This is a genomic window from Kitasatospora albolonga, assembly GCF_039535905.1.
Classification (GTDB): domain Bacteria; phylum Actinomycetota; class Actinomycetes; order Streptomycetales; family Streptomycetaceae; genus Kitasatospora; species Kitasatospora albolonga.
In genome coordinates this window covers 1-25,821 of the sequence record NZ_BAAAYB010000027.1, presented here as the reverse complement: position 1 = coordinate 25,821, position 25,821 = coordinate 1, and the positions used below count along the sequence as shown (strand labels likewise).

The window sequence follows — 25,821 nt, the reverse complement described above, 5'->3', positions numbered from 1 at the left end:
CAAGGCCGCCGACCCGACCTCGGTGCTGGGAGCCTCCAAGCGGCTGGCCGAGCTGATCGTCCAGGCCAACGCCCGGGACGCCCGCAACCTCGGCACCGGCGTCTTCTCCGCCGTCCGCTTCGGGAACGTGCTGGGCTCGCGCGGCTCGCTGCTCTCGGTGCTGGCCGAGCAGCTGCGCAGCGGCGGCCCGGTGACCATCACCCACCCGGACGTGACCCGCTTCTTCATGACCATCGAGGAGGCCGTCGGCCTGGTCCTGGAGGCCGGCCGGATGGCGCACGGCGGCGAGGTCTTCGTGCTCGACATGGGCGAGCCGGTCCGGATCGTCGACCTGGTGCACAACTTCGCCCGTCAGGTGCAGCTGGAGGCGGAGGAGGTGGAGATCCGCTACACCGGCCTGCGGGCCGGCGAGAAGCTCAACGAGGCGCTGTTCTCCGAGGGCGAGGAGCGGCTGCCCACCGCGCACTCCCGGATCTACGCCACGGTGGCCGACGACCTGGCCGGCCCGGAGGACCTGGCGGGCTCCCTGACGGCCCTGTACGCGGCCGCCGCGGGCAACTCCGACGCGGAGGTCCGCCGCCTGCTGGGCACCATCCTGCCGGGCTACACCACCCCGGAGCCCAAGCCCGTCCCGGCGCTCAGCACGCCCTACCCGGACGGCTTCTGACGGTACGGAGCGGTCGGCCCGTCGGCAGCCTCCGCCGACGGGCCGTCAGGCCTGGTCGAAGGGGGCGATCAGCAGCCGCAGCAGGGTGGCCAGCTCGGACTGCTGGGGCCCGGTCAGCTCGGCCAGCAGCGCCCGCTCGTGGGCCAGCAGCCCGGCCAGCGCCTGGTCCGCCCGGTCCTGCCCGTCCTCGGTGAGCCGCACCAGCACGCCGCGCCGGTCGTCCGGGTCGGGCAGCCGGACCACCAGGCCCTTGCCGGTCAGCCGGTCGATCCGGTTGGTCATGGTGCCGGAGGTCACCAGGGTCTGGGTGAGCAGCTGCCCGGGGGAGAGCTGGTACGGCGAACCGGCCCGGCGCAGCGCGGTGAGGACGTCGAACTCCCAGGGCTCCAGGCCGTGCTCGGCGAAGGCCGTGCGGCGGGCCCGGTCCAGGTGCCGGGCGAGCCGGCTGACCCGGCTGAGCACCTCGAGCGGTTCCACGTCGAGGTCGGGGCGCTCACGGCGCCATGCAGCGACCAGCCGGTCGACCTCGTCCTCCATGTGGATCAGTGTATCCACGGGTGTGTCGATATAAAGCCTCTTGACGTCAAGACGTCGGACACCCCGAAGTCAGGCGGCGGTCACAGCTGCCGGTCGCCGACCAGCTTGGGGTGCCGCTCCAGACCCTCCAGCCCGTGCCAGGCCAGGTTCACCAGGTGCGCCGCGACCTCGGCCTTGCCGGGCTTGCGCACCTCCAGCCACCACTGACCGGTGAGGGCCACCATGCCGACCAGCATCTGCGAGTACATCGGGGCGAGGCGGGCGTCGAAGCCCCGCGACTTGAACTCCAGGCCGAGGATGTCCTCGACCTGGGTGGCGATGTCGCTGATCAGCGAGGCGAAGGAGCCGGTGGACTGGGCCACCGGGGAGTCCCGGACCAGGATCTTGAAGCCGTCGGTCGAGGTGTCGATGTAGTCCATCAGCGCGAACGCCGCCTGCTCCAGCAGCTCCCGGGAGTGCCCTCCGGTCAGCGCGCCGGTGACCATGTCCAGCAGCAGCTGCATCTCGCGGTCGACCACCACCGCGTAGAGCCCCTCCTTGCCGCCGAAGTGCTCGTACACCACCGGCTTGGAGACCCCGGCCCGCTCGGCGATCTCCTCCACCGAGGTGCCGTCGTAGCCGCGCTCGGCGAAGACCGTGCGGCCGATGTCCAGCAGCTGCTCGCGGCGCTGCTTGCCGGTCATCCGGACCCGGCCGCCCTTGCCGCCCCGGGCGGGGGCGGTGCGGGCCGGAGCGGTGCGGGCCTGGGTGGTGCGGGCGGCGGGAGCGGCGGCCCGGGCGCGCGCGGCGGGCGCGCCCGGGGCGGCCTCCGCTCGGTCGGTCCGGTCGGCTGCGCTGTCTCCGTTGCTCCCGTTCACCCTTACATCATGCTGTAGACGTCGGGTCATGCGGTGCGGCGGGCGGCGATCCGGGCCTCGTCGGGCCAGCGGACGTCCCGGGCCCAGCCGAGCTGCTCGAACCAGCGGATCAGCCGGGCGGAGGAGTCCACCTGGCCGCGGAGCACCCCGTGCCGGGCCGAGGTCGGGTCGGCGTGGTGCAGGTTGTGCCAGGACTCGCCGCAGGAGAGCACGGCCAGCCACCAGACGTTCCCGGAGCGGTCCCGGGACTTGAACGGCCGCTCGCCGACCGCGTGGCAGATCGAGTTGATCGACCAGGTGACGTGGTGCAGCAGGGCCACCCGGACCAGCGAGCCCCAGAAGAAGGCGGTCAGCGCGCCCTGCCAGCTCATCGAGACCAGGCCGCCGATCACCGGCGGGATCAGCATCGAGACCAGCGTCCAGAGCCAGAACAGCCGGGAGATCGCCCTTATCACCGGGTCGTTCACCAGGTCGGGGGCGTACTTCAGCTGCGGGGTCTGCTCCTCGTCGAAGAGCCAGCCCATGTGGGCCCACCAGAGGCCCTTCATCAGCGCGGGAACCGACTCGCCGTAGCGCCAGGGCGAGTGCGGGTCCCCCTCCTTGTCGCTGAACCGGTGGTGCTTGCGGTGGTCGGCCACCCAGCGCACCAGCGGGCCCTCGATGGCCAGGCTGCCGGCGATCGCCATCGCGATCACCAGCGGGCGCTTGGCCTTGAAGGAGCCGTGGGTGAAGTAGCGGTGGAAGCCGACCGTGATGCCGTGGCAGGCCACGAAGTACATCACCGTCATGATCGCCAGGTCGGTCCAGCCGAGGCCCCAGCCCCAGGCCACCGGCACGGCGGCCAGCAGGGCCAGGAACGGCACGCCGATGAAGAGGCCCAGCGTGATCCGCTCGGCGAGGCCCTGCTGCTCACCGCCCCGGGTGGCGGACAGCTGGGTGGCGGCGACCGCTGCCGCTTCCGGGGGCGCTTCGCTGGCCTGGATCGTCATGAGGGTCCTCGAGGGAAGGGGCTACCTACGTAGCCGTAACCTACGGCATCGTAGGTACTGCCGCCCCGGATGGGAAGACGTGTCGGGGGCGGCCCGGGGGCGGCGAAGGTGGTGGATGTGCGGCGCCGCAGCCCGTAGGCTGTGGACCGCGCGCCGGGACACCGGCGCGGTGCCCGCCCTTCCCGGATCGTCTAAGGGCAGGACAGCTGGTTTTGGTCCAGCTTATGGGGGTTCGAATCCTCCTCCGGGAGCCGTTCAGTCAGCCTTCGGCCGGTGCTCCGGCCGGAGGCTGACGGGTTTTCAGCCAGGATGTCCGGATAGTCTCTGAGCAGCCCGGGCGCGGCCGTGCGGAGTGCCGACCCGAGGGCGCCATCCCCTCCCCCCTCCCGACCCGAGGAGCCTCCCGCGTGAGTGCCAACACCCCTGCAGCCGTGATCGTGCTCGCCGCCGGCGGCGGGACGCGGATGAAGTCCAGGAAGCTGCCCAAGGTGCTGCACCCGGTCTGCGGCCGCACCCTGGTCGGCCACGCGGTGGCCGCCGCCCAGGAGTTGACGCCCCGGCAGCTGGTCGTGGTGGTCGGCCACCAGCGCGAGCTGGTCGAGGCCCACCTGGCCGAGGTGTACCCGGGGGTCTCCACCGCCGTGCAGCTGGAGCAGAAGGGCACCGGCCACGCCGTGCGCACCGCGCTGGCCGAGCTGGCCTCCCGCGGCGAGCGCCCCGAGGGCACCGTGGTGATCACCACCGGCGACGCCCCGCTGCTCACCGGCGCCACCCTGGCCGCCCTGGTCGCCGCCCACGCCGGGCAGGGCAACGCGGCCACCGTGCTGACCGCCGAGGTCCCCGACTCCACCGGCTACGGCCGGATCCTGCGGGACGCCTCCGACGCGGTGGCGGCCATCGTCGAGGAGAAGGACGCCACCGAGGCCCAGCGGGCCGTCCGCGAGATCAACTCCGGGGTGTTCGCCTTCGACGCCGAGCTGCTCGGCGAGGCGCTGGCCAAGGTCACCACCGACAACTCCCAGGGCGAGGAGTACCTCACCGACACCCTGGAGATCCTCCGCACGGCCGGCCACCGGGTCGGCGCCGTGGTCGCCGCCGACCACCGCGACGTGCTCGGCATCAACGACCGGGTCCAGCTGGCCGAGGCCCGCCGGATCCTGAACGCCCGTCTGGTCGAGCGCGCGATGCGCGAAGGGGTCACCGTGGTCGACCCGGCCACCACCTGGTTCGACGTCCAGGTGACGTACGAGCCCGACGCCGTGGTGCTGCCCGGCACCCAGCTGCACGGTGCCACCCACCTGGGCGAGGGCTGCGAGGTCGGCCCGAACTCCACCCTGACCGACACCACCGTCGGCGCCGGCGCCAGCGTGAGCAACACCACCTCCATCGGCGCCGAGATCGGCGAGCTGGCCCAGGTCGGCCCGTACGCCTACCTGCGCCCCGGCGCCAAGCTGGCCCGCAAGGCCAAGGCCGGCACCTACGTGGAGATCAAGAACTCCGAGCTGGGCGAGGGCGCCAAGGTGCCGCACCTCTCCTACATCGGGGACGCCACCATCGGTGCCCACAGCAACATCGGTGCGGCCTCCGTCACGGTCAACTACGACGGCGTGAACAAGCACCGCACCACCATCGGGGCCCACTGCCGCACGGGATCCGACAACATGTTCATCGCCCCGGTGACGGTCGGTGACGGCGCCTACACCGCCGCCGGCTCGGTCATCACCAACGACGTGCCCCCCGGCGCACTCGGCGTCTCCCGCGCCCAGCAGCGCAACATCGCGGGCTGGGTGGCCCGCAAGCGCCCCGGAACCGACTCGGCCCGGGCGGCCGCCGAGGCCGCCGGGGAGCAGCAGTCCTGAGCGACCCGATCGGCCCACCGGGGATCTTGAGGGGCGGTCCCGGGGCGGACGCCGGCCGGGCCAGCGCGTAACCTTGAGTACATGCGTGCGCCACTGGGCTCCCTGGCCCGTGTTCTGGGCGTACCCCCATCCATTCGCCGACCACCTCGCCCGGGCGCCTGCCCGGGCGAGGTGCGGCGGACCATGCGGCAGCAACGCGAGGAGACGGTTCAGTGAGCGGGATCACGACGTCGGGTGAGAAGAAGCTCAAGCTCTTCTCCGGCCGTGCCCACACCCAGCTGGCGGAGGAGGTGGCCCGGGAGCTCGGCACCGAGCTGGTCCCCACCAAGGCCCTCGACTTCGCCAACGGTGAGATCTACGTCCGCTTCCTGGATTCCGCCCGGGGGGCGGACTGCTTCGTGATGCAGAGCCACACGGCTCCCATCAACCAGTGGATCATGGAGCAGCTGATCATGATCGACGCGCTGAAGCGGGCCTCGGCCCGCTCCATCACGGCGATCCTCCCGTTCTACGGCTACGCCCGGCAGGACAAGAAGCACCTCGGCCGCGAGCCCATCTCGGCCCGCCTGATCGCCGACCTGCTGCGCACCGCCGGCGCCGACCGCCTGATGGCGGTGGACCTGCACACCGCGCAGATCCAGGGCTTCTTCGACGGCCCGGTGGACCACCTGTTCGCCCTGCCGATGCTGGCCGACTACGTCGGCGACCGGGTCGCCGACCGCTCCAAGCTGACCATCGTCTCCCCGGACGCCGGCCGCGTGAAGGTCGCCGACCAGTGGTGCGACCGCCTCGGCGCCCCGCTGGCCGTCATCCACAAGCGCCGCGACCTGACCCAGGCCAACACCATCCTGTCGGCCCAGGTCGTCGGTGACGTCAAGGACCGGGTCTGCGTCCTGGTCGACGACATGATCGACACCGCCGGCACCATCTGCGCCGCCGCCGACGCGCTCTTCGACAACGGCGCCGCCGACGTCATCGTGGCCGCCACCCACGGCGTGCTCTCCGGCCCGGCCGCGGACCGCCTGAAGAACTCCCGGGTGAGCGAGTTCGTCTTCACCAACACCCTGCCCACCCCGCAGGAGCTCCAGATGGACAAGGTGACCACCCTCTCCATCGCCCCCTCGATCGCCGCCGCGATCAAGGAGGTCTTCGAGGACGGTTCGGTCACCAGCCTGTTCGAGGGCGTCCACTGATCCCGGAGAAACGTCCCTGCTGACGGACGGTCAGCGACGATCGGCCCTCCACCGTTCACGGTGGGGGGCCGTGTCGTCGCCCACTCGCCTCCGGGCCGCTTTCCCCGACGCCGACACTCGTCGCTCCCTCAGTCGCTTCGCTCCTTCCCTCGCTCCTCCCTTTCGGCGTCGGCGCGGCCCTTCGGCTCGGGGCGGATTTCGTGGTTGACGAGCTTCCCGGTTAGACTCGTGAGACTGCTCGGCGAGGGATGCTGTGCGCCCAAAACGGTGCCGTGTCCGTGATCGACGCGCTGACCTCACGGTCCGTCGTCTCCGCCGCCGAGCGAACCCCCAGCGTATTTGTGGGTGTGGCTTCGGCGGTTTTCGCTTGTCTGCACCCGGACCTTCACGAGGAGCAGACGTGTCCGAGATCCGCCTTGCCGCCGAGTCCCGCACCGAGTTCGGCAAGGGTGCCGCCCGTCGCGCCCGCCGTGCCGGCTTCGTCCCCGGTGTCGTCTACGGCCACGGCCACGCCCCGGTTCACCTGAACCTGCCCGGCCACGACCTGATGATGGCCCTCAAGACCCCGAACGCCCTGCTGGTCGTCCCGATCGAGGGCAAGGACGAGTACGTCCTGCCGAAGGCCGTCCAGCGCGAGGCCATCAAGCGCTCCATCGAGCACGTCGACCTGCTGCTGGTGAAGCGCGGCGAGACCGTCACCGTCGAGGTCCCGGTCCACACCGAGGGCGAGCTGGCCGCCGGTGGCAACCTGCTCGAGCACGTCCTGAACGCCCTGCCGATCGAGGCCGAGGCCACCCACCTGCCCGAGGCCGTCACCGTCTCGGTCGAGGGCCTGGAGGCCGGTGCCTCCGTCACCGCCGGCGACATCGAGCTGCCCAAGGGCGCCAAGCTCGCCGTCGAGGCCGACACCGTCGTGCTGCAGGTCATCGGCGCCCAGGCCGCCGAGCCGGCCGCCGAGGAGACCGCCGAGGTCACCGAGGCCTGAGCCTCGCCCCGTACCTGACCGCTGCCCCGGTCGCTCCCTTCGGAGTGACCGGGGCAGCGGTGCGTCCGGGATGATGGCCGAAGCGAATCAGGAGGAGCGGTACACATGGACGACTACGACGGTCCCTGGCTGGTCGTGGGCCTCGGCAACCCGGGGGAGCAGTACGCCCGGAACCGGCACAACATCGGCTTCATGGTGGCCGACCTGCTGGCCGGGCGGATGGGGGCCAGGTTCAAGGCGCACAAGAGCCGCGCGCAGACCGCCGAGGGGCGGATCGGCGGCAAGCGGGTGGTGCTGGCCAAGCCGATGACCTTCATGAACCTCTCGGGCGGGCCGGTCACCGCGCTGCGGGACTTCTACAAGGTGCCCACCGGGGCGGTCGTGGCGGTCCACGACGAGCTGGACATCGACTACGCCACCCTGCGGCTCAAGCTCGGCGGCGGCGACAACGGGCACAACGGCCTGAAGTCCATCACCAAGTCGCTCGGCCCGGACTACCACCGGATCCGCTGCGGCATCGGCCGCCCGCCGGGCCGGATGGAGGTGGCGGACTTCGTGCTCAAGGACTTCTCGTCCACCGAGCGCAAGGAGCTGGAGTGGTTCGTGGACCGCTCCGCCGACGCGGTGGAGGCGCTGCTGACGGAGGGTCTGGAGCGCGCCCAGTCCACCTACAACTCCTGACGGACCGTCAAGAAGTCGTCCTGGTTTGCGCAACGGTCGTACAACGCTTGCTTGATCGTTCCGAAAACGGTGTGGGAACGACCCGTCCGATCCGATAGCGTCGACCCGTGCACGGGGTTGAGGGGTCGGTACAGGGGGTAAGGAACGTGGTTCGCTCGAAGCGGGTCCGGGTCGCTCGCGTGGTCGGCGGGACGGCACTGCTGGTCACGGCGCTGGGTGCGCCGGCGGCGCGGGCGGCGGAGCCGACGGGGGGCCCGGTGGCGACGCCCGAGCCCGCGGCGGCCCAGTTCCCCGGGCCGAACGACGTCGACCTGGAGGGCGGCTCCGGGCTGTACGCGGTCGGCGGCGGCCTGGTGGTCGCGGCCGGCGGCGCGGCGATGTGGCTGCGCCGGCGCCGGGCCGGACAGCCGACCGTCCACTGACTCCGCGGGAGAGCGGCAGAACACCGCGAGGGCGGCCCGGGAAGTCCCGGGCCGCCCTCGCGTTCTGAGCCTCCGTCAGCCGGTGTTGCGCAGGCCGGCGGCGATGCCGTTGACGGTCAGCAGCAGCGCGCGGGCCCGCAGCGGGTCCTCGTCGCGGCCCTGGGCGACCAGCTCGCGCTGGCGGCGGAGCAGGGCGACCTGGAGGTAGGAGATCGGGTCGAGGTAGGCGTCGCGGACCTGGAAGGTCTGCTTCAACACCTCGTTGTGCTCCAGGAGTTCGCCCTCGCCGGTGAGGCGCAGGACCTCGCGCAGGGTGAGCTCGTGCTCGGCCACGATCTGGTCGAAGACGTGGTGCAGCTCGGCCGGGACCAGCTGCTCGACGTAGTGGCGGGCGATCCGCAGGTCGGTCTTGGCCAGCGTCATGGCGACGTTGGACAGGAAGTTGCGGAAGAAGTGCCACTGGCCGTGCATCTCGTCCAGCACGTCGCCCAGGCCCGCCTCGCGGGCGGCGGCCAGGCCGGAGCCGACGCCGTACCAGCCGGGGACGATCTGCCGGGACTGGGTCCAGCCGAAGACCCACGGGATGGCCCGGAGGCCGTCCAGACCGGCGCCGGAGTCGGGGCGGCGGGACGGGCGGGAGCCCAGGTGGAGCGAGGCCAGCTGGTCGACCGGGGTGGCCGCGAAGAAGTACTTCGGCAGGTCCTCCTGCTCGACCAGGGCGCGGTACGCGGTGTGCGCGGCCTCGGAGACCTGGTCCATCGCGGCGTCCCAGCGGGCCAGCTCCTCGGGGGCCTGGCGCGGGGAGGTGTGCAGCGCGGAGGCGGCCAGGGTGGCCGAGATGGTGAGCTCCAGGTTCTCCCGGGCGAGGGAGGGGAGCAGGTACTTGTCGGAGATGACCTCGCCCTGCTCGGTCACCTTGATCTCGCCCTCCAGGGTGCCCCAGGGCTGGGCCAGGATGGCCTCGTGCGAGGGGCCGCCGCCGCGGCCGACGGTGCCGCCGCGGCCGTGGAAGAGGCGCAGCCGGATGCCGTAGCGGTGGGCGACGTCGCGCAGCCGGCGCTGGGCGCGGTGGATCTCCCACTGGGAGGTGGTGATGCCGCCGAACTTGGAGGAGTCCGAGTACCCGAGCATGACCTCCTGGATGTCGCCGCGCAGCGAGACCAGCAGGCGGTAGGAGGGGTCGGAGAGCATCTCGTCGAGGATCCGGTCGGCCTGCTGGAGCTCGTCGGTGGTCTCCAGCAGCGGCACGATGCCGATCTTGGCGATGCCGGCGTGCAGGTCGATCAGGCCGGCCTCGCGGGCCAGCACGGTGGCGGCGAAGACGTCGTCGGCGCCCTGGCACATGGAGATGATGTAGCTCTCCACGATCTCGTCGCCGAAGCGCTCGAAGCCCTCGCGGATGGTGCTGAAGACGCCCAGGGTCTTGGTGCCGGCCGGGTCCAGCGGGGCCGGGGTGGGGGCCAGCGGGCGGCGGGAGCGGAGCTCCTTGGCGAGCAGCTTCTGGCGGTACTCGCGCGGCATGTCGGAGTAGCGCCAGGCCTCCTCGCCGAGGCGGTCGAAGAGCTGGCCGAGGGCGTGGTGGTGGGCCTCGGCGTGCTCGCGGACGTCCATGGTGGCGAGCTGCAGGCCGAAGGCCTCGACGGTGCGGATCGCGCGGGCCAGGCGGCCGTCGGCGATCAGGCCGCCGCGGTGGGCGCGCAGCGAGTCCTGGATCAGCTTGAGGTCGGCGACCAGCTCGCGGGTGCCGAGGTAGTCGCGGCCCGGGAGGTGCGGGGTGCCGGCGGCCAGGCGCTCGCGGGTGTTCTCCAGCTTGAGGCGCACGCAGGTGGCCTTGAGCCGGTAGGGCTCCTCGGCGTTCATCCGCTTGTAGCGCGGGCTGAGCTCGGGCAGCAGGCGCAGGTCGGCGTCGAGCGAGGCGAGCAGCTCCTCCGAGGCGCCGGCCAGCCGGACCGAGGTGGAGAGCGAGCTGCGCAGGTCGTCGACGGCGGCCAGGGCGTCCTTGATGCCGTACTCGTGCTGGAGGTTGAGCACGTCCCAGGTGACGGCCGGGGTGACGTTCGGGTTGCCGTCGCGGTCGCCGCCGATCCAGGTGCCGAAGGTCAGCGGGCGGACGCCCTCGGGGAGGGTGAGGCCGACCCGGGCCAGCTCCTCGTGGAGCTCCTCCAGCACCTCGGGGACGGCCTCGCGGTAGAGCTCGTCCAGGTAGTAGACGGCGTTGCGGGCCTCGTCGGTGGGCTCGGGGCGGGCGATCCGGAGCTCGTCGGTCTGCCAGAGCAGGTCGATCACCTCGGCCAGCCGGCGGTCGGCCTGGCGCTTGGCCGAGCTGTGGCGGGCCGGGTCGGTGGCGGCGAGGCCGGAGGCGACGTGCTCGCGGTGGATGCGCTCCAGCAGCTCGCCGATCCGGCGCAGCTTGTTGAGCACCGAGCGGCGGGCGGCCTCGGTCGGGTGCGCGGTGAAGACCGGGCGGACCGCGAGGTTGGCCAGGGTGTCTTCCAGGTGCTTGGGGTCCGCCTCGGCCAGCTGGTCGGCGGTCTGCGCCAGCAGCGAGCCCTCCTTGGCCCGGCGGGTGGCGAACTCGCGGCCGCGGTGCACCTGCTCGGTGACGTTGGCGAGGTGGAAGTAGGTGGAGAAGGCCCGGACCAGCTTGGCGGCGGTCTCCAGGTCGATCCCGGCGAGCAGCTCGGCGGTGGCCTCGCCGTCGGTGCGGCTGAGCAGGCGGACCTGCTCGACCAGGCCGAGCAGCTCGGGCCCTCCTGGCGGACCAGGGTCTCGCCCAGCAGGTCGCCGAGGCGACGGATGTCCGCGCGCAGGGCGGCGTTGTCGGCGATCGGATTCGGGTTCTCCGCCGAGGTGGGGACCGGAGCGGTCACGGCTGGCTCCCTGTGGTGGTGGGGTTCGGCAACGGCTCGCGCGGACCTCGCTGTCCGACGCGCCCAGCATATGTGGCACCCGGTGCCGTCTCACCCGGGTAACCGAATGTCGGACACTCAGGAGTCGCGGGGCGAGGGTCCCGGGCTGGTCCGGGTCGGTCTCCTGAGGGGATGGTCGGTGCCCGCACCTGCCCGACCGTACGGAGCCCGGCCGACCTTGTCAGGTCGCCCCGCTGGTGCGGCCGATCGGCGGCCGGTTACTCGGGTGCCCGGCGTGGAGGCGCTGCCATAGGCTGAGCGGCATGAGCAACTCGCCGGACGGGGGCGGGCCGGGCCGATCACTCTGGTGGTGGGAGCGGCGCCGCAGCGTGGTGCTGGATGTGGGGCTGGCCGCGCTGGCCGCCCTGGAGTGTGCCGCCGGGGCCTACGCCACGGCGGTGCAGAAGTTCGACTGGTCCACACCCCTCGCGGTGGCCACCGCGGTGGTGGGCGCGCTGTGCGGGGCCTCGCTGGTGGTGCGGCGGCGCTGGCCGGCCGTGCCGGTGGTGCTGGCCCTGCTCTTCGTCCCGGGGTCCTTCGGGGTGGTGCTGCTGGTGGTGTCGCTGTACACCCTGGCGGCCACCTGGGAGTGGCCGTCCAGACGGGGGCGGGTGGTCTCGCTCTCCGCGCTGGCCTTCGCGGAGACCGTCGCGGTGGTGCTGTTCGGCATGTTCGAGCCGGTGCCGCCGGAGGAGACCACCCCGCCGGTCTGGGTGCTGGTGCTGATCGCGGTGCTGGTCTCGGTCGGCGTGACGGTCCCGCCGGTGGTGACCGGCCTCTACCTGGGCGCCCGGCGGCGGCTGGTCGAGAGCCTCAAGGACCGGGCGCACGGTCTGGAGACCGAGCTCGACCTGCTGGCCGAGCAGGCCCAGGAGCGCGCCCGCCGGGCCCGGCTGGAGGAGCGCACCCGGATCGCCCGGGAGATGCACGACGTGGTGGCGCACCGGGTCTCGCTGATGGTGGTGCACGCCGGGGCGCTGGAGCGGATCGTCGCCAAGGACCCGGAGAAGGCCCAGCAGAGCGCCAAGCTGATGGGCGAGGTCGGCCGGCAGGCGCTGAACGAGCTGCGCGAGATCCTCGGGGTGCTGCGGATGTCCGAGGAGGGGGCCGTCGCGGTGGACGACCTGGCCGGGCTGCCGGGGCTGGTCGAGCAGTCGGAGGCGGCCGGGATGCTGGTCACCCTGACGGTGAGCGGCAGCCGGCTGCCGTACACCACCGAGGCGGAGCGGACCGCGTACCGGGTGGTGCAGGAGGGGCTGACCAACGCCCACAAGCACGCCGGCGGGGCCAGGGTCACGGTGCTGCTGGCGTACGTGCCCAACGGGGTGCGGGTGGCGGTGCTGAACGAGTGCCCGGGCGGGGCGGCCAAGCGGGCCGGGCTGCCCAGCGGGGGCAACGGACTGGTGGGCATGGAGGAGCGGGTGCTGGCCCTGGGCGGCACCTTCGCGGCCGGGCCGGAGCCGGACGGCGGCTTCCGGGTCGAGGCGGTGCTCCCCTCACGCCTCGCGGTGCAGGACACCAGGCTGGCGTAGCAGCCGCTCGACCGGCGGCTGCACCAGCGGGCGCGTCAGCCGGACGGTGACCGGCAGGGCGAGCAGGACGGCGAGGGCGAGCGCGAAGGCGCCGTACAGCGGCAGCGCGGTCCAGGCGTGCCGGAGCACCCGGGCGTGGTAGACCCCGCTGGCCTGGAGCGCCTTCAGCGGCAGGCCGTGCAGCAGGTAGACGTAGAGCGAGGCGGCGCCCAGCGAGGTCCAGCCCAGCCGGCGGTCCGGGAGCAGGGCCAGGAACGAGGCGGCGGCCAGCAGCGAGAGCAGGCCGAGGACGACCCTGACGGCCAGCCAGACCGGGTAGCCGACCTTGAGCTGGGCGGCCGTCCCGGTGTACTCCAGCCAGCCCGAGTCCAGCAGGAACGGGTGGGCCGCCCAGACCGCCGCGAGGGTGAGCAGCAGGCCGAAGGGGGCCAGCCGGCGGACCGCCTGACGGCGCAGCAGCTCGAAGTGGCCGGGGCGCAGCACCAGGCCGAGCACGAACCAGGGCAGGAAGCCCAGGGTGCGCCCGAGCGCCAGCTCGGCCGGGAAGGCGTGCAGCGCGCCGGAGCCGAGGGCGATCAGCACCGCCACCGGCAGCGGGTGGCGCAGCGCCGTCCAGAGCGGCACGCTGAGCCGCCAGAGCAGCAGCGAGAGCAGGAACCAGGTGAGCCAGCGCGGCTCCAGCAGCGGTATCGGCTCCAGCTTCCGCTCCAGCGCCATCCCGACCACGTTGTAGAGCACCTGGAAGACCAGGTACGGCACCACCAGCTGGGCGATCAGCCGGGCGCCGTCCACCTGCGGGCGGCCGGGCCGGGGCCGTGCGAAGTAGCCGCACAGGGTGATGAAGACCGGCATGGCGAAGGCGGCGACGGTGAGCACCACGGCGCCGACCAGCCGGTCGGCGGCCAGCAGCGGCATCCAGGTGTGGGCGCAGACCACCAGGGCGACCGCCGCGAACTTGGCGTTGTCGAAGAGTGGTTGACGGTCCACCGGTCCCCCTGGTGCAGATGTGTGGGGAAAGTGTGGTGGCTCGGAGGTGCCGGTGGGAAGGGATTGCCCGAAGTGGCACGTGCCGCCGGAGGGCGTCGGGTCGTCAGACCGACAGCGGGAGCAGCCGCTCCGGCCGCAGGCCGAGCACCAGGGCGCCCACCGCCTGGTCCACCGAGCGGCCCAGGTACCACTCGCCGGCGTGGTCCAGGCTGTAGACCCGGCCGTCCTCGTCCAGCGCCAGCAGCGCCTGCCCGTACGACTCCTCGCCCAGCGGGGCGACCCGGCGGCCCAGTGCCCGGCCCAGGTCGGCCAGGGTGCGCGGCTGGTGCAGCCCGCAGCGCGGGTCGAGCAGGAAGGGGGTGCGGGCGATCTCCCGCCCGGCGCCGGACAGGTCGAAGGCCAGGCCGCCGAACTCGGCCCAGGCCTCGATCGCGGCCGGGAAGACGGAGTGCTGCACACCCTGGGGATCGCCGTGCGCGACCAGCGCGTCGGCCCACTCCTCGGCCTGCCGGATCTGCCAGCGGCCGGGGTGCCAGCCGGCCTGCTTGAGCTCGGCGGCCACGTCGGCGGGGAAGCGGGGCTGGGTGCGGAGGGCGGAGTTCAGTGCGGGCTCCAGACTGACGGGACGGGGGGACTCAGGGGGCGGCCGGGCCGACGGCCACGCTGGCCACCTGGAAGTGGGCCAGCAGCGGCTCGCAGGACCGGCAGGGCGGCGCGTGCGTGCCGTGCGCCGGATCGCCCTCCTCGCGGATCCGGACGGTGGTCAGCCGGGAGCCCTTGAGGGCCTTGCGCGCCTCCGGCAGGCCGAGCGGTTTGCGCGCGGCCCGCTTGGAGCGGTTGGCGTCCACCTCGGTCAGGTACCGGGAGAGCAGCACCGCCTCCGGGCAGCGCCCGAGGAAGCGCTCGCGCTGGTCCAGCGGCAGCCCGTCCAGGAACTCGCCGACCAGCGGGTGCAGTTCGGGCAGCTCGTCCGGCTTGTGCCCGGCCAGGGTGTGCACGGTGCCGTTCTTCAGGGAGAGCGCGGCGGCCACCGCCGGCAGCAGGCTGTCGCGGTGGTGGCGCAGCGTCGGGGCCTGCTCGGCCTGCTCCATGACTGCTCCTCACCTGCTCGGCCGCCCTTCGGCGGGTGGTGCCCCGGTGCACCACACTAGGCACCAAGCCTGCCAAATGCCGCCGACAGGGCGGACGCCGGGGGTGCGCGCCCCGCCACGCTTCACCATTCCCACACGGTTTCCCGATTCGCCCCCCGAGCGCCGATGGCAGCCGATAGCGTTCCGCACCAGGGCCGGGCCGCCATCCACCGGGGGATCGGTGCGCGGTCATGACGAGTGCCCTCTCAACTGTCGGGCAAGGGGGGTCTTGCGATGACGAACGCAGCTGACCAGGTGGCGCACGAGGCGCCGGGCGAGCACGTGGAGACACCGGGCGTGCCCGGACCGCGGTCGGCCGACCGGATCGGCATGGCCGTGGTCGGGGCGGGCTACTGGGGGCCGAACCTGGTCCGCAACGCCCAGCAGACCGCTGCCATGCGGTTGCACTGGCTGTGCGACCTGGACGAGGCCAAGTCCCGCCGGGTGCTGGGCGAGTACAGCACCGTGAAGCCCACCACCTCCTTCGAGCAGGTGCTGGAGGACGAGCGGGTGCACGCGGTGGCCATCGCCACCCCGGCCGCCGGCCACTACAAGCTGGTGCGGGCCGCCCTGGAGGCGGGCAAGCACGTGCTGGTGGAGAAGCCGATCACCACCTCGGTCGAGGAGGCCGCCGAGCTCTGCGAGCTGGCCGAGGAGCGCGGCCTGGTGCTGATGACCGATCACACCTTCTGCTACACCCCGGTGGTGCGCCGGATCCGCGACCTGGTGCACGGCGGCGAGATCGGCGACGTGCAGTTCTTCGACTCGGTGCGGATCAACCTCGGGCTGGTCCAGCCCGACGTGGACGTGCTCTGGGACCTCGCCCCGCACGACCTCTCCATCCTCGACTTCGTGCTGCCCCCGGGCGTCGAGCCGGTCGGCGTGAGCGCCCAGGGCGCCGACCCGATCGGGGCCGGCCGGGCCTGCGTGGCCTACCTGACGGTGCGTCTGTCCAACGGCGCGCTGGCCCACTGCCACGTCAACTGGCTCTCCCCGACCAAGGTCCGCACCACCATGATCGGCGGCTCCCGCCGCACCCTGGTCTGGGACGACCTCAACCCGCAGGCCCGCCTCGCCGTGCACGACCGCGGCGTGGACCTCACCCCGCCGGACGAGCTCACCGACGCCATCCGCCACCAGGCCCTGATCTCCTACCGGGTCGGCGAGATGGTCGCCCCCGCGCTGGTCGAGCAGGAGGCCCTGCGCAACGTGATGGCCGAGTTCGCCGCCGCCATCACCGAAGGCCGGGCCCCGCTCACCGACGGCCGCTCCGGCCTGCGGGTCCTCAAGCTGCTGCACGCCGCCTCGCGCAGCCTGGAACTCGGCGGCGCCACCGTGCCGGTGAACGCCGACGACTCCGCCGACGACTCCTCCGACGTAGAACTGATCACCGCACAGGAGAGGGCCACCGCCCGATGAACGCCGTACCGATCGAGGGTTCCCGCTGCCTGGTCACCGGAGGTGCCGGCACCATCGGCTCCACCGTGGTCGACCAGCTGATCGCCGCCGGGGCCCGCGAGGTCGTGGTGCTGGACAACTTCGTCCGCGGCCGGATGGCCAACCTGGCGGACGCCGAGGCCGCCGCGGCCCCGGGCCAACTGCGGGTGGTGGACGGGGACATCCGCGACCGCGCGCTGCTGCGGGAGCTGCTGGGCAGCGACACCGACCTGCTGTTCCACCTGGCCGCGATCCGGATCACCCAGTGCGCGACCGAGCCGCGGCTGGCACTGGAGATCATGGTGGACGGGACCTTCGACGTGGTCGAGGCCGCGGCCGAGTGCGGCGTGAAGAAGGTCGTGGCCTCGTCGACGGCCTCGGTCTACGGCCTCGCGGACGTCTTCCCGACGCCGGAGACCCAGCACCCCTACAACAACGACACCCTGTACGGGGCGGCGAAGGTCTTCAACGAGGGCCTGCTGCGGTCCTTCCACGCGATGTACGGGCTGGACTACGTCGCACTGCGGTACTTCAACGTGTACGGCCCCCGGATGGACGTCCACGGCAAGTACACCGAGGTCTTCATCCGCTGGATGGAGCGGATCACCGCCGGGCAGCCCCCGCTGATCTTCGGCGACGGCGCCCAGACCATGGACTTCGTCTACACCGAGGACATCGCCCGGGCCAACCTGCTCGCTGCCTCGGCGCCGGTGACGGACCGGGTCTACAACATCGCCTCGGCCTCGGAGGTCTCGCTGCGCGGGCTGGCCGACGCCCTGCTGTCGGCGATGGACTCCGAGCTGGACGTCGAGCACGGGCCGGCCCGGGACACCGCCGGCGGCGTGACGCGGCGGCTGGCTGACATCTCGGCGGCGGAGCGGGACCTGGGCTGGAAGCCGGAGTTGGGGCTCGAAGACGGATTGCGCCGCCTGGTCAGCTGGTGGCAGCAGGCTCGCTAGAGGCCACCCCGGGGGCGCGAGGAACTGCGCGGCCAGCCACCATCCCGCCGTTAGATCGCGGCACCTGCAACTGAACCACTTCGAAGCGACTGAACGGCGCGTGCCTTCCGCTGCGCGCAGTTCCTCGCGCCCCTGAGGGAGTTAACGTCCGTTGTCCAGCATTCCGGTGATGATCCCCTGGCTCGGTGAAGAAGAAGCCCTGGCCGCCGCCGATGCGGTGCGCTCGGGCTGGGTGGCCCAAGGGCCGCGGGTGGCGGAGTTCGAGCGGGCGTTCGCCGAGTACCTCGGCGTGCCGCACGCGGTCGCCGTCTCCTCCTGCACCACCGCCCTCCAACTCGCCCTGATCGGGGCCGGGGTGGGCCCGGGCGACGAGGTGGTGGTCCCGTCCTTCTCGTTCATCGCGACCGCCAACGCCGTCACCTACCTCGGTGCCGTCCCGGTCTTCGCCGACGTGGAGCTCTCCTCGGGGAACCTCACGCCGCAGACGGTGGAGCCGCTGCTCACCGACCGCACCAAGGCCGTGATCGTGGTGGACCAGGGCGGCGTCCCGGTGGACCTGCCCGCGATCGAGGCGCTGGTCGCGGGCCGCGGGATCACCGTGGTCGAGGACGCCGCCTGCGGCGCGGGCTCGCTGCTGAACGGCCGCCCGGTGGGCAGCGGTGCGGCGATCGCCGCGTACTCCTTCCACCCGCGCAAGCTGCTGACCACCGGCGAGGGCGGCATGGTCACCTGCCAGGACGGCGAACTCGCCGCCCGGCTGCGGCGGTTGCGCGAGCACGGGATGAGCGTCTCGGCCGCCGACCGGCACGCCGCCAGCGGCGGGGCGAGTGTGGTGGAGACGTACGACGAGGTCGGCTACAACTTCCGGATGACCGACATCCAGGCCGCGATCGGCCTGGTGCAGCTCGGGAAGCTGCCGGCGCTGGTCGCCCGGCGCCGCGAACTGGCGGCCCGCTACCGGGAGCTGCTCGGCCCGCTCGGCGAGCGCCTGGTGGCGGACCCGCCGCACGGCAGCTCCAACTTCCAGGCCTGCTGGCTGCTGCTGCCCGAGGACGCCCCGGACCGCACCGAGGTGCTGGCCCGGCTGGCGGAGAAGGGGATCTCGGCCCGGCGCGGGATCATGGCGGCCCACCTGGAGCTGCCGTACAAGGGGGCGGCCCGGGTGGAGCTGCCCAACACCGAGCTGCTGACCGGCCGTTCGCTGATCCTGCCGCTCTACCACACGCTGACCGAGGAGCAGCAGGACACCGTCGTCGCGGCCCTGTTGGAGATCGTCGGGTGACGGTGATCAGGCACCTCGGCCACGCGGGCTTCGTGGTCGAGCACGCCGGGCTGCGGATCCTGATCGACCCGTGGTTCCACCCGGCGTTCCTGGACGCCTGGTTCCCGTACCCCGACAACCGGCCGCTGCTGCCCGAGGTGGTGGGCGGCCGGTACGACTACCTGTACGTCTCGCACACCCACGAGGACCACTTCGACGAGCGGCTGCTGGCGCAGCTCTCCCGCGAGGTCACGGTGCTGGTGCCCCGGTACCGCTCGCAGTCGCTGCGCCGCCGGCTGGCCCGGATGGGGTTCGGGCAGCAGGTGCTGCTCGGGCACCGGGAGTCGCACCGGCTGGGGCCGGACGCGGTGGCCACCGCGTACCTGGACACCAGTCACAAGGAGGACAGCGGCCTGCTGCTGGACCTCGGCGGGTACCGCTTCCTGGACCTGAACGACTGCAACACCCCGCTGTCCGAACTGCCCACCGGCATCGACCTGCTGGCGGCCCAGTACTCGGGCGCCATGTGGTACCCGAACGCCTACGGCTACCCGCCGGAGGAGATGGCCCGCAAGACCGCGGCCGTCCGGGCGGACCTGCTGGACACCCTGGTGCGCAAGGTCCGGCTGACCGGCGCCCGGGCCTACCTGCCCTCGGCCGGTCCTGCCTGCTTCCTCGACCCGGAGCTGGACCGGTTCAACGACCGGGCGGCCACCATCTTCCCGCACTGGGAGGACGTGGCCGGGGAGTTCGCCGCCGCCTGCCCCGGGGCCGAGGTGATCCGCACCGCACCCGGCGACACCGTGGACGCCCCCTCGGTGCCCGGGAGTTGGGCCACCGACCAGCAGGGTTACCTGGACGCCTACCGGGAGCGCCGCCGCGACGAGTGGGAGGCGTACCACCGGGGCCCGGAGCCGGTGATCCGCGCGGCCGAGGTGGCGGCGCACTTCGACCGGCTCCAGCGGCTCAACCGCCCACTGCTGGACGGCTACCGCCAGGGCCTGCGGCTGGAGGCCGACGGAGCGGCCTGGGGCGTGCGCCTGGGCGAGCTCGCCGAACGGGTCGAGCTGGAGGACGAGCCGGTCGACCCCGGCTACACCATCCGGGTCCCGCCCCGGGCGCTGCGGGCCGTGCTGGACGGCCGGACCGGCTGGGAGGAGGCGCTGCTCTCCATGCGGCTCTCCCTGCACCGCGACCCGGACGTCTTCGACCTGACCCTGCTCAGCCTGCTCCGCTACGGCCACCAGCCTGCCCAGACCCGGCAGTTGGTCCGCGAACGGAGCGGGGCCGGGGATGCCGTGGTGGAGCGGGACGGCCTGCGCTTCCAGCGGTACTGCCCGCACGCCGGGGAGGACCTGGCCCACGCCGAGGTCGCCGACGGCGTGATCGAGTGCCCCCGCCACCACTGGCGCTGGGACGCCCGCACCGGCCGCTGCCTCTCCGGCGGCACCCTCCCGCTGCGCGTGGAACCCGCCGCAGCCCCTGTTGACCCCCTGCTCGAACCGACCCTGGAAGGGCCAGTCCGATGAACCCGATCCCGCTGGTGGACCTGCAAGCCGCCCACGCCGAGGTAGCCGAGGAGGTCCGGGAGGGCATCGACCGGGTGCTCGCCTCCGGGGCCTACATCAAAGGGCCGGACGTGGCCGCCTTCGAGGCCGAGTACGCGGCCTACTCCGGCGTCGCCCACGCGATCGGCGCCGCGAACGGCACCGACGCCATCGAGATGGCCCTGCGGGCGCTCGAACTCCCGCCCGGCGCCCGGGTGGTGATCCCCGCCAACACCTTCGTCGCCAGCGCCGAGGCGGTGGTCCGGGCCGGGATGCGGCCGGTGCTGGTGGACGCCGACCCTGAGCACCTGCTGATCGACCCGGAGCGGGCGGCGGAGGTCGGGGCCGAGGCCTACCTGCCGGTCCACCTCAACGGGCAGCTGGCGCCGATGGAGCGGATCCTGGAACTCGCCGACGGCCGCCCGGTGGTGGAGGACGGCGCCCAGTCCCAGGGGGCCACCCGGCACGGCCGGGTCTCCGGCTCCTGGGGCGTGCTCGCCGCCACCAGCTTCTACCCCGGCAAGAACCTCGGCGCCTACGGCGACGCCGGTGCCGTGGTCACCGACTCGGCCGAACTCGCCGCCGCGGTCCGGGAGATCGGTGACCACGGGTCCAGCCGCAAGTACGTGCACGAGCGCTTCGGCTTCAACTCCCGGATGGACACCATCCAGGCGGTGGTGCTGCGGGCCAAGCTGCGGCGGCTCCCGGCCTGGAACGAGGCCCGCCGCGCGGCGGCGGCCCGCTACGACGCGCTGCTCGGCGAGTTGGGCGGGGTGACGCTGCCGAAGACCCTGCCGGGCAACGAGCACGTCTGGCACCTCTACGCCGTCCGGATCGCCGGGGGCCGCCGGGACGAGGTGCTCGCCGCCCTGAACGCGGCCGGCATCGGCGCCGGGATCCACTACCCCGCCCCGGTCCACCTCCAGCCCGCTTTCGCCGACCTCGGCCACCGCGAGGGCGACTTCCCGGTCGCCGAACGGGCCGCCCGCGAGCTGCTCAGCCTCCCCCTGCACCCGCACCTGACGGAGGACCAGCAGACCTACGTCGCGGAGACCCTGACCAAGGCCCTCTAGGGACCGAGGTCATACCGCTGGGGCGCGGGGACGTGCGCGGCTACACCGGGGGCGCGAGGAACTGCGCGAATCGGGAGGCGGCTCACCTGCAACTGACCCACCGTCGGCCAGTTGCACGTGCTGCCGTTCCCCCGCGCGCAGTTCCTCGCGCCCCTGCGGGGCGCAACCACCTTCGCCCTGCGAGGCACAGCCACCTCGCCCGTGCGAGGCAAAACCACCTGCGCCCGCCCCCCCGGGGCGTCAGTCGGGAAGCCTGACCTCCAGCCCCGCGAGGACCGCCGGGTCGGCGGTGACCTCGATGGCGTCGATGGTGCCGTCCGCCGCGAAGGCGAAGCGCAGGACGACGGTGAGGCGCCCGAAGGGGGCCATCACCAGGGCGAGGGCGTCGTTCACCAGGGCGACCTCGGTCGCGCGGGCGCGGGCCATCGCGGCCATCGCCCCCTGCGCCACCGGGAGGGCCCCGGAGACGGTGACCGGTTCGGGCGTCGGGATGACCATGCGGTCGGCCCGGAGCACCACGTCCGGGTGGAGGAGGGCGAGCAGGGCGTCGAAGTCCCCGCCGCGGGTGGCGGCGAGGAAGGCGTCCACCACCTGCCGACGCCGCGTCAGGTCCGGGTCGGGGCCCGGCGCGGCGCCCCGCACCCGGCGGCGGGCCCGGCTGGCGAGCTGCCGCACCGCCGCCGGGGTCTTCTCCAGCATCGGGGCGATCTCGTCGAACGGGACCGCGAACATGTCGTGCAGCACGAAGGCCAGCCGCTCCGCGGGCGTCAGGGCGTCGAGCACCACGAGCAGCGCCAGGCCGACCGAGTCGGCCAGCAGTGCCTCCTCCTCGGGGTCGGCCCCCGAGCCCCGCTCCAGGGCCCGGTCCGGGCCCTCGGGCCCCTCGGGCCCGTGCTCCAGCGGGTCCTCCCGCCGGGTGCGCCGGGTGCGCAGCAGGTTGAGGCAGACCCGGCCGACCACGGTGGTCAGCCAGGCGGCGAGGTTCTCCACCTCGGAGGTGTCGGCGGAGGCGGCCCGCAGCCAGGCCTCCTGGAGTGCGTCGTCGGCCTCGCTCAGCGAGCCGAGCATCCGGTAGGCGACCGCGCGCAGGTGCGCGCGCTCCTCCTCGAAGCACCGTACGAGGTCCAGTTGCCGGTCCATGGGTGTCGCGTCCCCCCGTTCGCTCATGGGTGTGTGGTCGCCGCGAACCTACCGGGCCGAGGTGGACGGCTCCCGTGACGGGGCACCTGTCGACGGTCCGTCAAGTCCGTCCGGACCTGGTGGACCGGACGGGGAGTACCCCTAGGCTGTGGGCAGCAATCCGTCGCAGCAGCCAGTGGGGGCACCCAGATGACTACAGGCCGGCCCGGGACCGCCGCGCCCAACGGGGCGTACGCGGGGCAGGTGGTGCAGTTTCCCGACCCGTTGAGGGCGGGGAAGTACCCGGCCGGGGTGCGGGTGGACGAGAACGGCCTGCCGGACTTCTCCCCGTACGCCGTGGCCGCCGCCGAGGTGGCGGACCCGCCGGAGGGCTTCGGCGTGGACGAGATGCGGCTCACCGACTACGTCTCCGCCAACGCCGCCCTCTACACCCAGGGCCACGAGCTCTGGGCCGACCTCCCCACCGCCGTGGCCACCCCGGCCGGCTGGACCTGGCACCACGTCAGCGGCGGCGCGCAGCCCGGCTGGCGGCGGATGGAGCTGGTGCCCGTCGAGGTGAAGGCGCTGTTGCGCCACCACGGCGGCCTTGCGCACTCCGGCGCGGACCACCACCGCCGGGGCACCCGGCCGCTCCAGGAGCAGCGCCCGGCGCACTTCCCGCTCGCGCTGGACGGCGGCGACCCGCTGGCCGTCACCGAGGACCTCGCCCAGCGCGCCGAGCAGCGCCTGGGCCACCCGCTGCCGGACGCGTACCGCGACTTCCTCAAGCTGGCCGGCGGCCGCGCCCCGGTCGGCGTCGCGCTGGACGTGGGCCTCGGGCTGCTGGTGGACCAGCCGTTCCTGACCCTCAGTGAGGAGTACGGCGTCCAGGACCTGGTGTACGCCAACAAGTGCCTGCGCGACCACCTCACCAAGGACTACCTGGGCGTCGCCTACCTCCAGGGCGGCCTGCTGGCCCTCAAGGTGCGCGGCGAGGAGACCGGCTCGGTCTGGTTCTGCCCGTACGACGACGCCCGGGACGCCGGCGACCCGGACGAGACGCCCGAGCAGCGGGTGGCCCGGCTGCTGCTGCCCTGCGGCGCGGACTTCGACGAGTTCCTGCTCCGCCTGGCGGGCAGCCCCCAGGAGCTGGAGACGGTGGCGGCGATGATGGTGGACGGCGGCTTCGCGCGCGCCGTCCCGGTGAGTGCGGAAGGGGTGCGGCAGGCGTGGTGACCTACGCGCAGGCCCGGGAGACGGCCGAGGACTGGATCAACGCGGGGGTGCCGCGCTCGCGGCAACGCGAGGTCCGGGTGCGGGAGTTCGACCTGGGCTACGTCTGCTGGGCGGAGGAGGCCACCGACGTCCCGTCGGCCGACCCCGGCTCGGCTCCCGGCCCCCGGCTGGTGATCGCCCGCGAGACCGGCGCCAGCACCCTCTGGCCGGCCCTCCCCGTCAACGAGGTGGTCGCCCGCTACGAGGCCGCCTACGGCACCCCGAGCGAACCCAACCCGGCCGGTGCCGCCAAGCCCGCCCCGGGGCGGGTGGAGGCCACCTCCTTCCTGCTCAGCCCCCCGCAGTGGCTCCAGGAGGCGGGGGAGGCGGCCATCGCGGCCGAACGCGCCCGCCTCGGCGGCGAGCCCGACGCGGCTTCGGCGGCTGCGGCTGCGGACACCACCCTGCCGGGTCCCGGCAACGCTCCCACCGGTGAGGGCGCCACGCTGCCCGGGCCCGGTGCGGGAGCCGCGGGCGCGGGGTCGGCCACGGGGCTGCCCGAGCCCGGGGCCGCCGACGCGGGTCCGGTCGCGGCGGGCGGACCGTCCGCCGGTCCGGCCGAACCGGAGGGACTGGACGCCGCGCTGGCCTTCGCGCTGAGCGGCTCCCTCGACCCGGCCGTCGCGCCGGGCCCGGTTCCGGCGGCACCGAACGGCGGCCTGGCGGAGCCGGGCCACGCGGACGGCCCCGGCGCCGGCCCCGGCGCCGGCCCGGGCGCCGCTCAGGCGGCTCCTGCGGCGGGTGCCCAGCCCGCCCCCGGGCAGCAGCCCGGTGCGTTCCCGCCGCCCGGTGGTCCGGGGGCGCCGTTCCAGCCCGGGCCCGAGGGCTTTCCGCCGCACAGTGGTCCCGGGACTCCGCCGCACGGTGCACCGGGTGGCTTCCCGCCGCCCCAGGGTGTGCCGGGCGCGTTCCCGCCGCCCGGAGCTCCGTTCCCTGGTGGTCCGTCAGCGGGTGCGCCGCAGGCTCCCGGTGGCTTCCCGCCGCCCGGCGGGCCCGGAGCGCCTTACCAGCCCGGGCCCGGGGGCTTCCCGCCGCCCGGTGGTCCCGGGACGCCTCCGCAGGGTGTGCCGGGCGCGTTCCCGCCGCCCGGGGCTCCGTTCCCTGGTGGTCCGTCAGCGGGTGCGCCGCCGCACGGTGCTCCCGGTGGCTTCCCGCCGCCGTACGCCGGTGGGCCGTACCCGCCGCCGGGTGGTCCCGGGACGCCGCCGCACGGTGCTCCCGGTGGCTTCCCGCCTCCGCAGGGCGCGCCGGGCCCGTTCCCGCCGCCCGGTGGTTTCCCGCCGCCGGGCGGCCCCGGGACGCCTCCGCAGGGTGTGCCGGGCGCGTTCCCGCCGCCCGGGGCTCCGTTCCCTGGTGGTCCGTCAGCGGGTGCGCCGCAGGCTCCCGGTGGCTTCCCGCCGCCCGGCGGGCCCGGTGCCCCGCCGGTGTTCGCCGCTCCGCCGGAGTCCGGCCGCCCGGCCGGGGACGCCCCGACCCTGCTCGCGCCCCCGCCCGGCGGGCCCGGCGCGGGCCCGGTCGGCGACCCCTCGCACGCGCCGACCCTGCTGGCCTCCGAGGTCCCCGGCCTGAGCGGACTACCGGGCGCCCCCGGACGGGGCGGTCCGACCGCCCCGCCGCCCCCGCCCCCGGCCGACCTGCGCGGGCCCGGCGCCCCGCCCGTACCGCCGGGCCCGACGGGTCAGGCCCCGGGCCGGACCCCGACCGCCCCGCCCCCGCCGCCGCCGGCCGAGCTGCGCGGTGACGGCGGCCCCGGCGCGGTCGGCGGCGCGGCCCCCGGCACCCGCCCGCTCCCGGGCGCGGCACCGGTCGGCTACGGCTACCCGGACGCCGGCTCGGCCGGCGCCCCGGCCCCCGCCGCCCCCGCCGAACCCGCGGCCCCGGCTCCGGCACCGCAGGCCCCGGGCGCCCCCGGTCAGCCCTCGGTCGGCCCGGGCAGCAGCGCCGTGGTCCGCTACCGGGGCCCGGACGGCTCCGAGCAGACGGTGATGCAGCGCAGCGAACCGGGCACCCCGCACCCCGAGGTGAAGGTGCTCGCCGAACTGCGCCGCCTCAACGTGCCCCCGGACCAGGTGCTCGAACTCCACACCGACCTGGAGCCCTGCGACCTCCCGGGCGGCTACTGCCAGCGGATGGTCCGCGCGGCCTGGCCGAACGTCCGGATCAGCCACACCGCCGCGTACGGCCGCGACCACCAGGCCCGCCAGGCCGGCATGGCCGTGCTGCTGGACCACCTCGACCAGCTCCACCAGCTGGCCGCGGGCCCGCAGCGCCCGCGCACCGTCCGCGTCCCGCTGCCCCCGGCGGGCTCGCCGCCGGCCGGGGCGGTGCCGCTGCCGCCCACCGATCCGCAACAGCTGGGCGGCGAGTTGGCCCAGGTCTTCGGGCCTGCGGTGTTCCGCTTC

Annotated in this window: 21 protein-coding genes, 1 tRNA gene and 1 pseudogene; 15 read left to right on the top strand and 8 right to left on the bottom strand. The window is 73.9% G+C overall.

Annotated features, from left to right (window positions below):
* Positions 1–667 (top strand): polysaccharide biosynthesis protein (locus ABD946_RS07010; protein WP_345281150.1); only part of this gene is annotated, 667 nt, incomplete at its 5' end.
* Positions 668–712: 45 nt separating this feature from the next.
* Here ABD946_RS07010 and ABD946_RS07005 read toward each other — a convergent pair.
* From ABD946_RS07005 to ABD946_RS06995, 3 genes are all read right to left on the bottom strand, one after another.
* Positions 713–1,204, bottom strand: a complete 492-nt coding sequence (locus tag ABD946_RS07005) for a MarR family winged helix-turn-helix transcriptional regulator (RefSeq protein ID WP_345281156.1) — start codon at positions 1,202–1,204, stop codon at positions 713–715.
* 80 nt (positions 1,205–1,284) lie between these two features.
* Positions 1,285–1,887: a TetR family transcriptional regulator gene (locus tag ABD946_RS07000; RefSeq protein WP_345281154.1), complete on the bottom strand. Its 603-nt coding sequence runs from the start codon at positions 1,885–1,887 to the stop codon at positions 1,285–1,287.
* 200 nt (positions 1,888–2,087) lie between these two features.
* The gene (locus ABD946_RS06995; protein ID WP_345281148.1) at positions 2,088–3,050 is read right to left on the bottom strand and encodes an acyl-CoA desaturase; all 963 of its coding nucleotides are present in this window, start codon (positions 3,048–3,050) and stop codon (positions 2,088–2,090) included.
* Between the two features lie 180 nt (positions 3,051–3,230).
* Here ABD946_RS06995 and ABD946_RS06990 point away from each other — a divergent pair.
* The 6 genes from ABD946_RS06990 (at position 3,231) to ABD946_RS06965 (ending at position 8,190) form a co-directional block, all read left to right on the top strand.
* Positions 3,231–3,301: transfer RNA gene (locus ABD946_RS06990), tRNA-Gln, on the top strand.
* 156 nt (positions 3,302–3,457) lie between these two features.
* Positions 3,458–4,909, top strand: a complete 1,452-nt coding sequence (gene glmU / locus ABD946_RS06985) for a bifunctional UDP-N-acetylglucosamine diphosphorylase/glucosamine-1-phosphate N-acetyltransferase GlmU (RefSeq protein WP_345281146.1) — start codon at positions 3,458–3,460, stop codon at positions 4,907–4,909.
* A gap of 212 nt (positions 4,910–5,121) precedes the next feature.
* Entirely contained in the window at positions 5,122–6,102 is a 981-nt protein-coding gene (locus ABD946_RS06980) for a ribose-phosphate diphosphokinase (protein WP_345281145.1), read from the top strand.
* 400 nt (positions 6,103–6,502) lie between these two features.
* Positions 6,503–7,087: a 50S ribosomal protein L25/general stress protein Ctc gene (locus ABD946_RS06975; protein ID WP_345281143.1), complete on the top strand. Its 585-nt coding sequence runs from the start codon at positions 6,503–6,505 to the stop codon at positions 7,085–7,087.
* Between the two features lie 105 nt (positions 7,088–7,192).
* Positions 7,193–7,768, top strand: coding sequence for an aminoacyl-tRNA hydrolase (pth, locus tag ABD946_RS06970; RefSeq protein WP_345281141.1), 576 nt, complete (start codon positions 7,193–7,195; stop codon positions 7,766–7,768).
* 146 nt (positions 7,769–7,914) lie between these two features.
* Positions 7,915–8,190, top strand: coding sequence for a hypothetical protein (locus ABD946_RS06965; protein WP_345281139.1), 276 nt, complete (start codon positions 7,915–7,917; stop codon positions 8,188–8,190).
* 75 nt (positions 8,191–8,265) lie between these two features.
* On the opposite strand, the pseudogene ppc reads toward ABD946_RS06965, so the two are convergent.
* Positions 8,266–11,060 (bottom strand): annotated as a pseudogene (ppc, locus tag ABD946_RS06960) (phosphoenolpyruvate carboxylase).
* 302 nt (positions 11,061–11,362) lie between these two features.
* Between ppc and ABD946_RS06955 the strand changes: the two are divergent.
* Entirely contained in the window at positions 11,363–12,631 is a 1,269-nt protein-coding gene (locus ABD946_RS06955; RefSeq protein ID WP_345281137.1) for a sensor histidine kinase, read from the top strand.
* Here the strand turns inward: ABD946_RS06955 and ABD946_RS06950 are convergent.
* The 3 genes from ABD946_RS06950 to ABD946_RS06940 form a co-directional block, all read right to left on the bottom strand.
* The gene (locus ABD946_RS06950) at positions 12,596–13,618 is read right to left on the bottom strand and encodes an acyltransferase family protein (protein ID WP_345281135.1); all 1,023 of its coding nucleotides are present in this window, start codon (positions 13,616–13,618) and stop codon (positions 12,596–12,598) included. The two genes, ABD946_RS06955 and ABD946_RS06950, sit on opposite strands and share 36 nt — an antisense overlap.
* 103 nt (positions 13,619–13,721) lie before the next feature.
* Entirely contained in the window at positions 13,722–14,180 is a 459-nt protein-coding gene (locus tag ABD946_RS06945) for an SUKH-3 domain-containing protein (protein ID WP_380149426.1), read from the bottom strand.
* Positions 14,181–14,253: 73 nt separating this feature from the next.
* Complete coding sequence (locus ABD946_RS06940; RefSeq protein WP_345281133.1) at positions 14,254–14,709, bottom strand: YwqJ-related putative deaminase; 456 nt, start codon at positions 14,707–14,709, stop codon at positions 14,254–14,256.
* A 273-nt stretch (positions 14,710–14,982) separates the two neighbouring features.
* On the opposite strand from ABD946_RS06940, the gene ABD946_RS06935 reads away from it, so the two are divergent.
* The 5 genes from ABD946_RS06935 (at position 14,983) to ABD946_RS06915 (ending at position 21,025) form a co-directional block, all read left to right on the top strand.
* Complete coding sequence (locus ABD946_RS06935; protein WP_345281131.1) at positions 14,983–16,167, top strand: Gfo/Idh/MocA family protein; 1,185 nt, start codon at positions 14,983–14,985, stop codon at positions 16,165–16,167.
* Positions 16,164–17,144: an NAD-dependent epimerase/dehydratase family protein gene (locus tag ABD946_RS06930; RefSeq protein ID WP_345281129.1), complete on the top strand. Its 981-nt coding sequence runs from the start codon at positions 16,164–16,166 to the stop codon at positions 17,142–17,144. The genes ABD946_RS06935 and ABD946_RS06930 overlap by 4 nt, the downstream gene beginning before the upstream one ends.
* Before the next feature lie 151 nt (positions 17,145–17,295).
* Positions 17,296–18,426: a DegT/DnrJ/EryC1/StrS family aminotransferase gene (locus ABD946_RS06925; protein WP_345281126.1), complete on the top strand. Its 1,131-nt coding sequence runs from the start codon at positions 17,296–17,298 to the stop codon at positions 18,424–18,426.
* Complete coding sequence (locus ABD946_RS06920) at positions 18,423–19,934, top strand: MBL fold metallo-hydrolase (RefSeq protein ID WP_345281125.1); 1,512 nt, start codon at positions 18,423–18,425, stop codon at positions 19,932–19,934. The genes ABD946_RS06925 and ABD946_RS06920 overlap by 4 nt, the downstream gene beginning before the upstream one ends.
* On the top strand, positions 19,931–21,025 hold the full coding sequence (locus tag ABD946_RS06915) for a DegT/DnrJ/EryC1/StrS family aminotransferase (protein ID WP_345281123.1): 1,095 nt from the start codon (positions 19,931–19,933) through the stop codon (positions 21,023–21,025). The genes ABD946_RS06920 and ABD946_RS06915 overlap by 4 nt, the downstream gene beginning before the upstream one ends.
* A gap of 240 nt (positions 21,026–21,265) precedes the next feature.
* Here the strand turns inward: ABD946_RS06915 and ABD946_RS06910 are convergent, their stop codons facing one another.
* Complete coding sequence (locus tag ABD946_RS06910) at positions 21,266–22,165, bottom strand: sigma-70 family RNA polymerase sigma factor (RefSeq protein ID WP_345281121.1); 900 nt, start codon at positions 22,163–22,165, stop codon at positions 21,266–21,268.
* A gap of 189 nt (positions 22,166–22,354) precedes the next feature.
* On the opposite strand from ABD946_RS06910, the gene ABD946_RS06905 reads away from it, so the two are divergent.
* Both ABD946_RS06905 and ABD946_RS06900 read left to right on the top strand, forming a co-directional pair.
* On the top strand, positions 22,355–23,380 hold the full coding sequence (locus tag ABD946_RS06905; RefSeq protein WP_345281119.1) for an SMI1/KNR4 family protein: 1,026 nt from the start codon (positions 22,355–22,357) through the stop codon (positions 23,378–23,380).
* Positions 23,374–25,821 (top strand): nucleic acid/nucleotide deaminase domain-containing protein (locus tag ABD946_RS06900; RefSeq protein ID WP_345281117.1); only part of this gene is annotated, 2,448 nt, incomplete at its 3' end. The genes ABD946_RS06905 and ABD946_RS06900, both read left to right, overlap by 7 nt.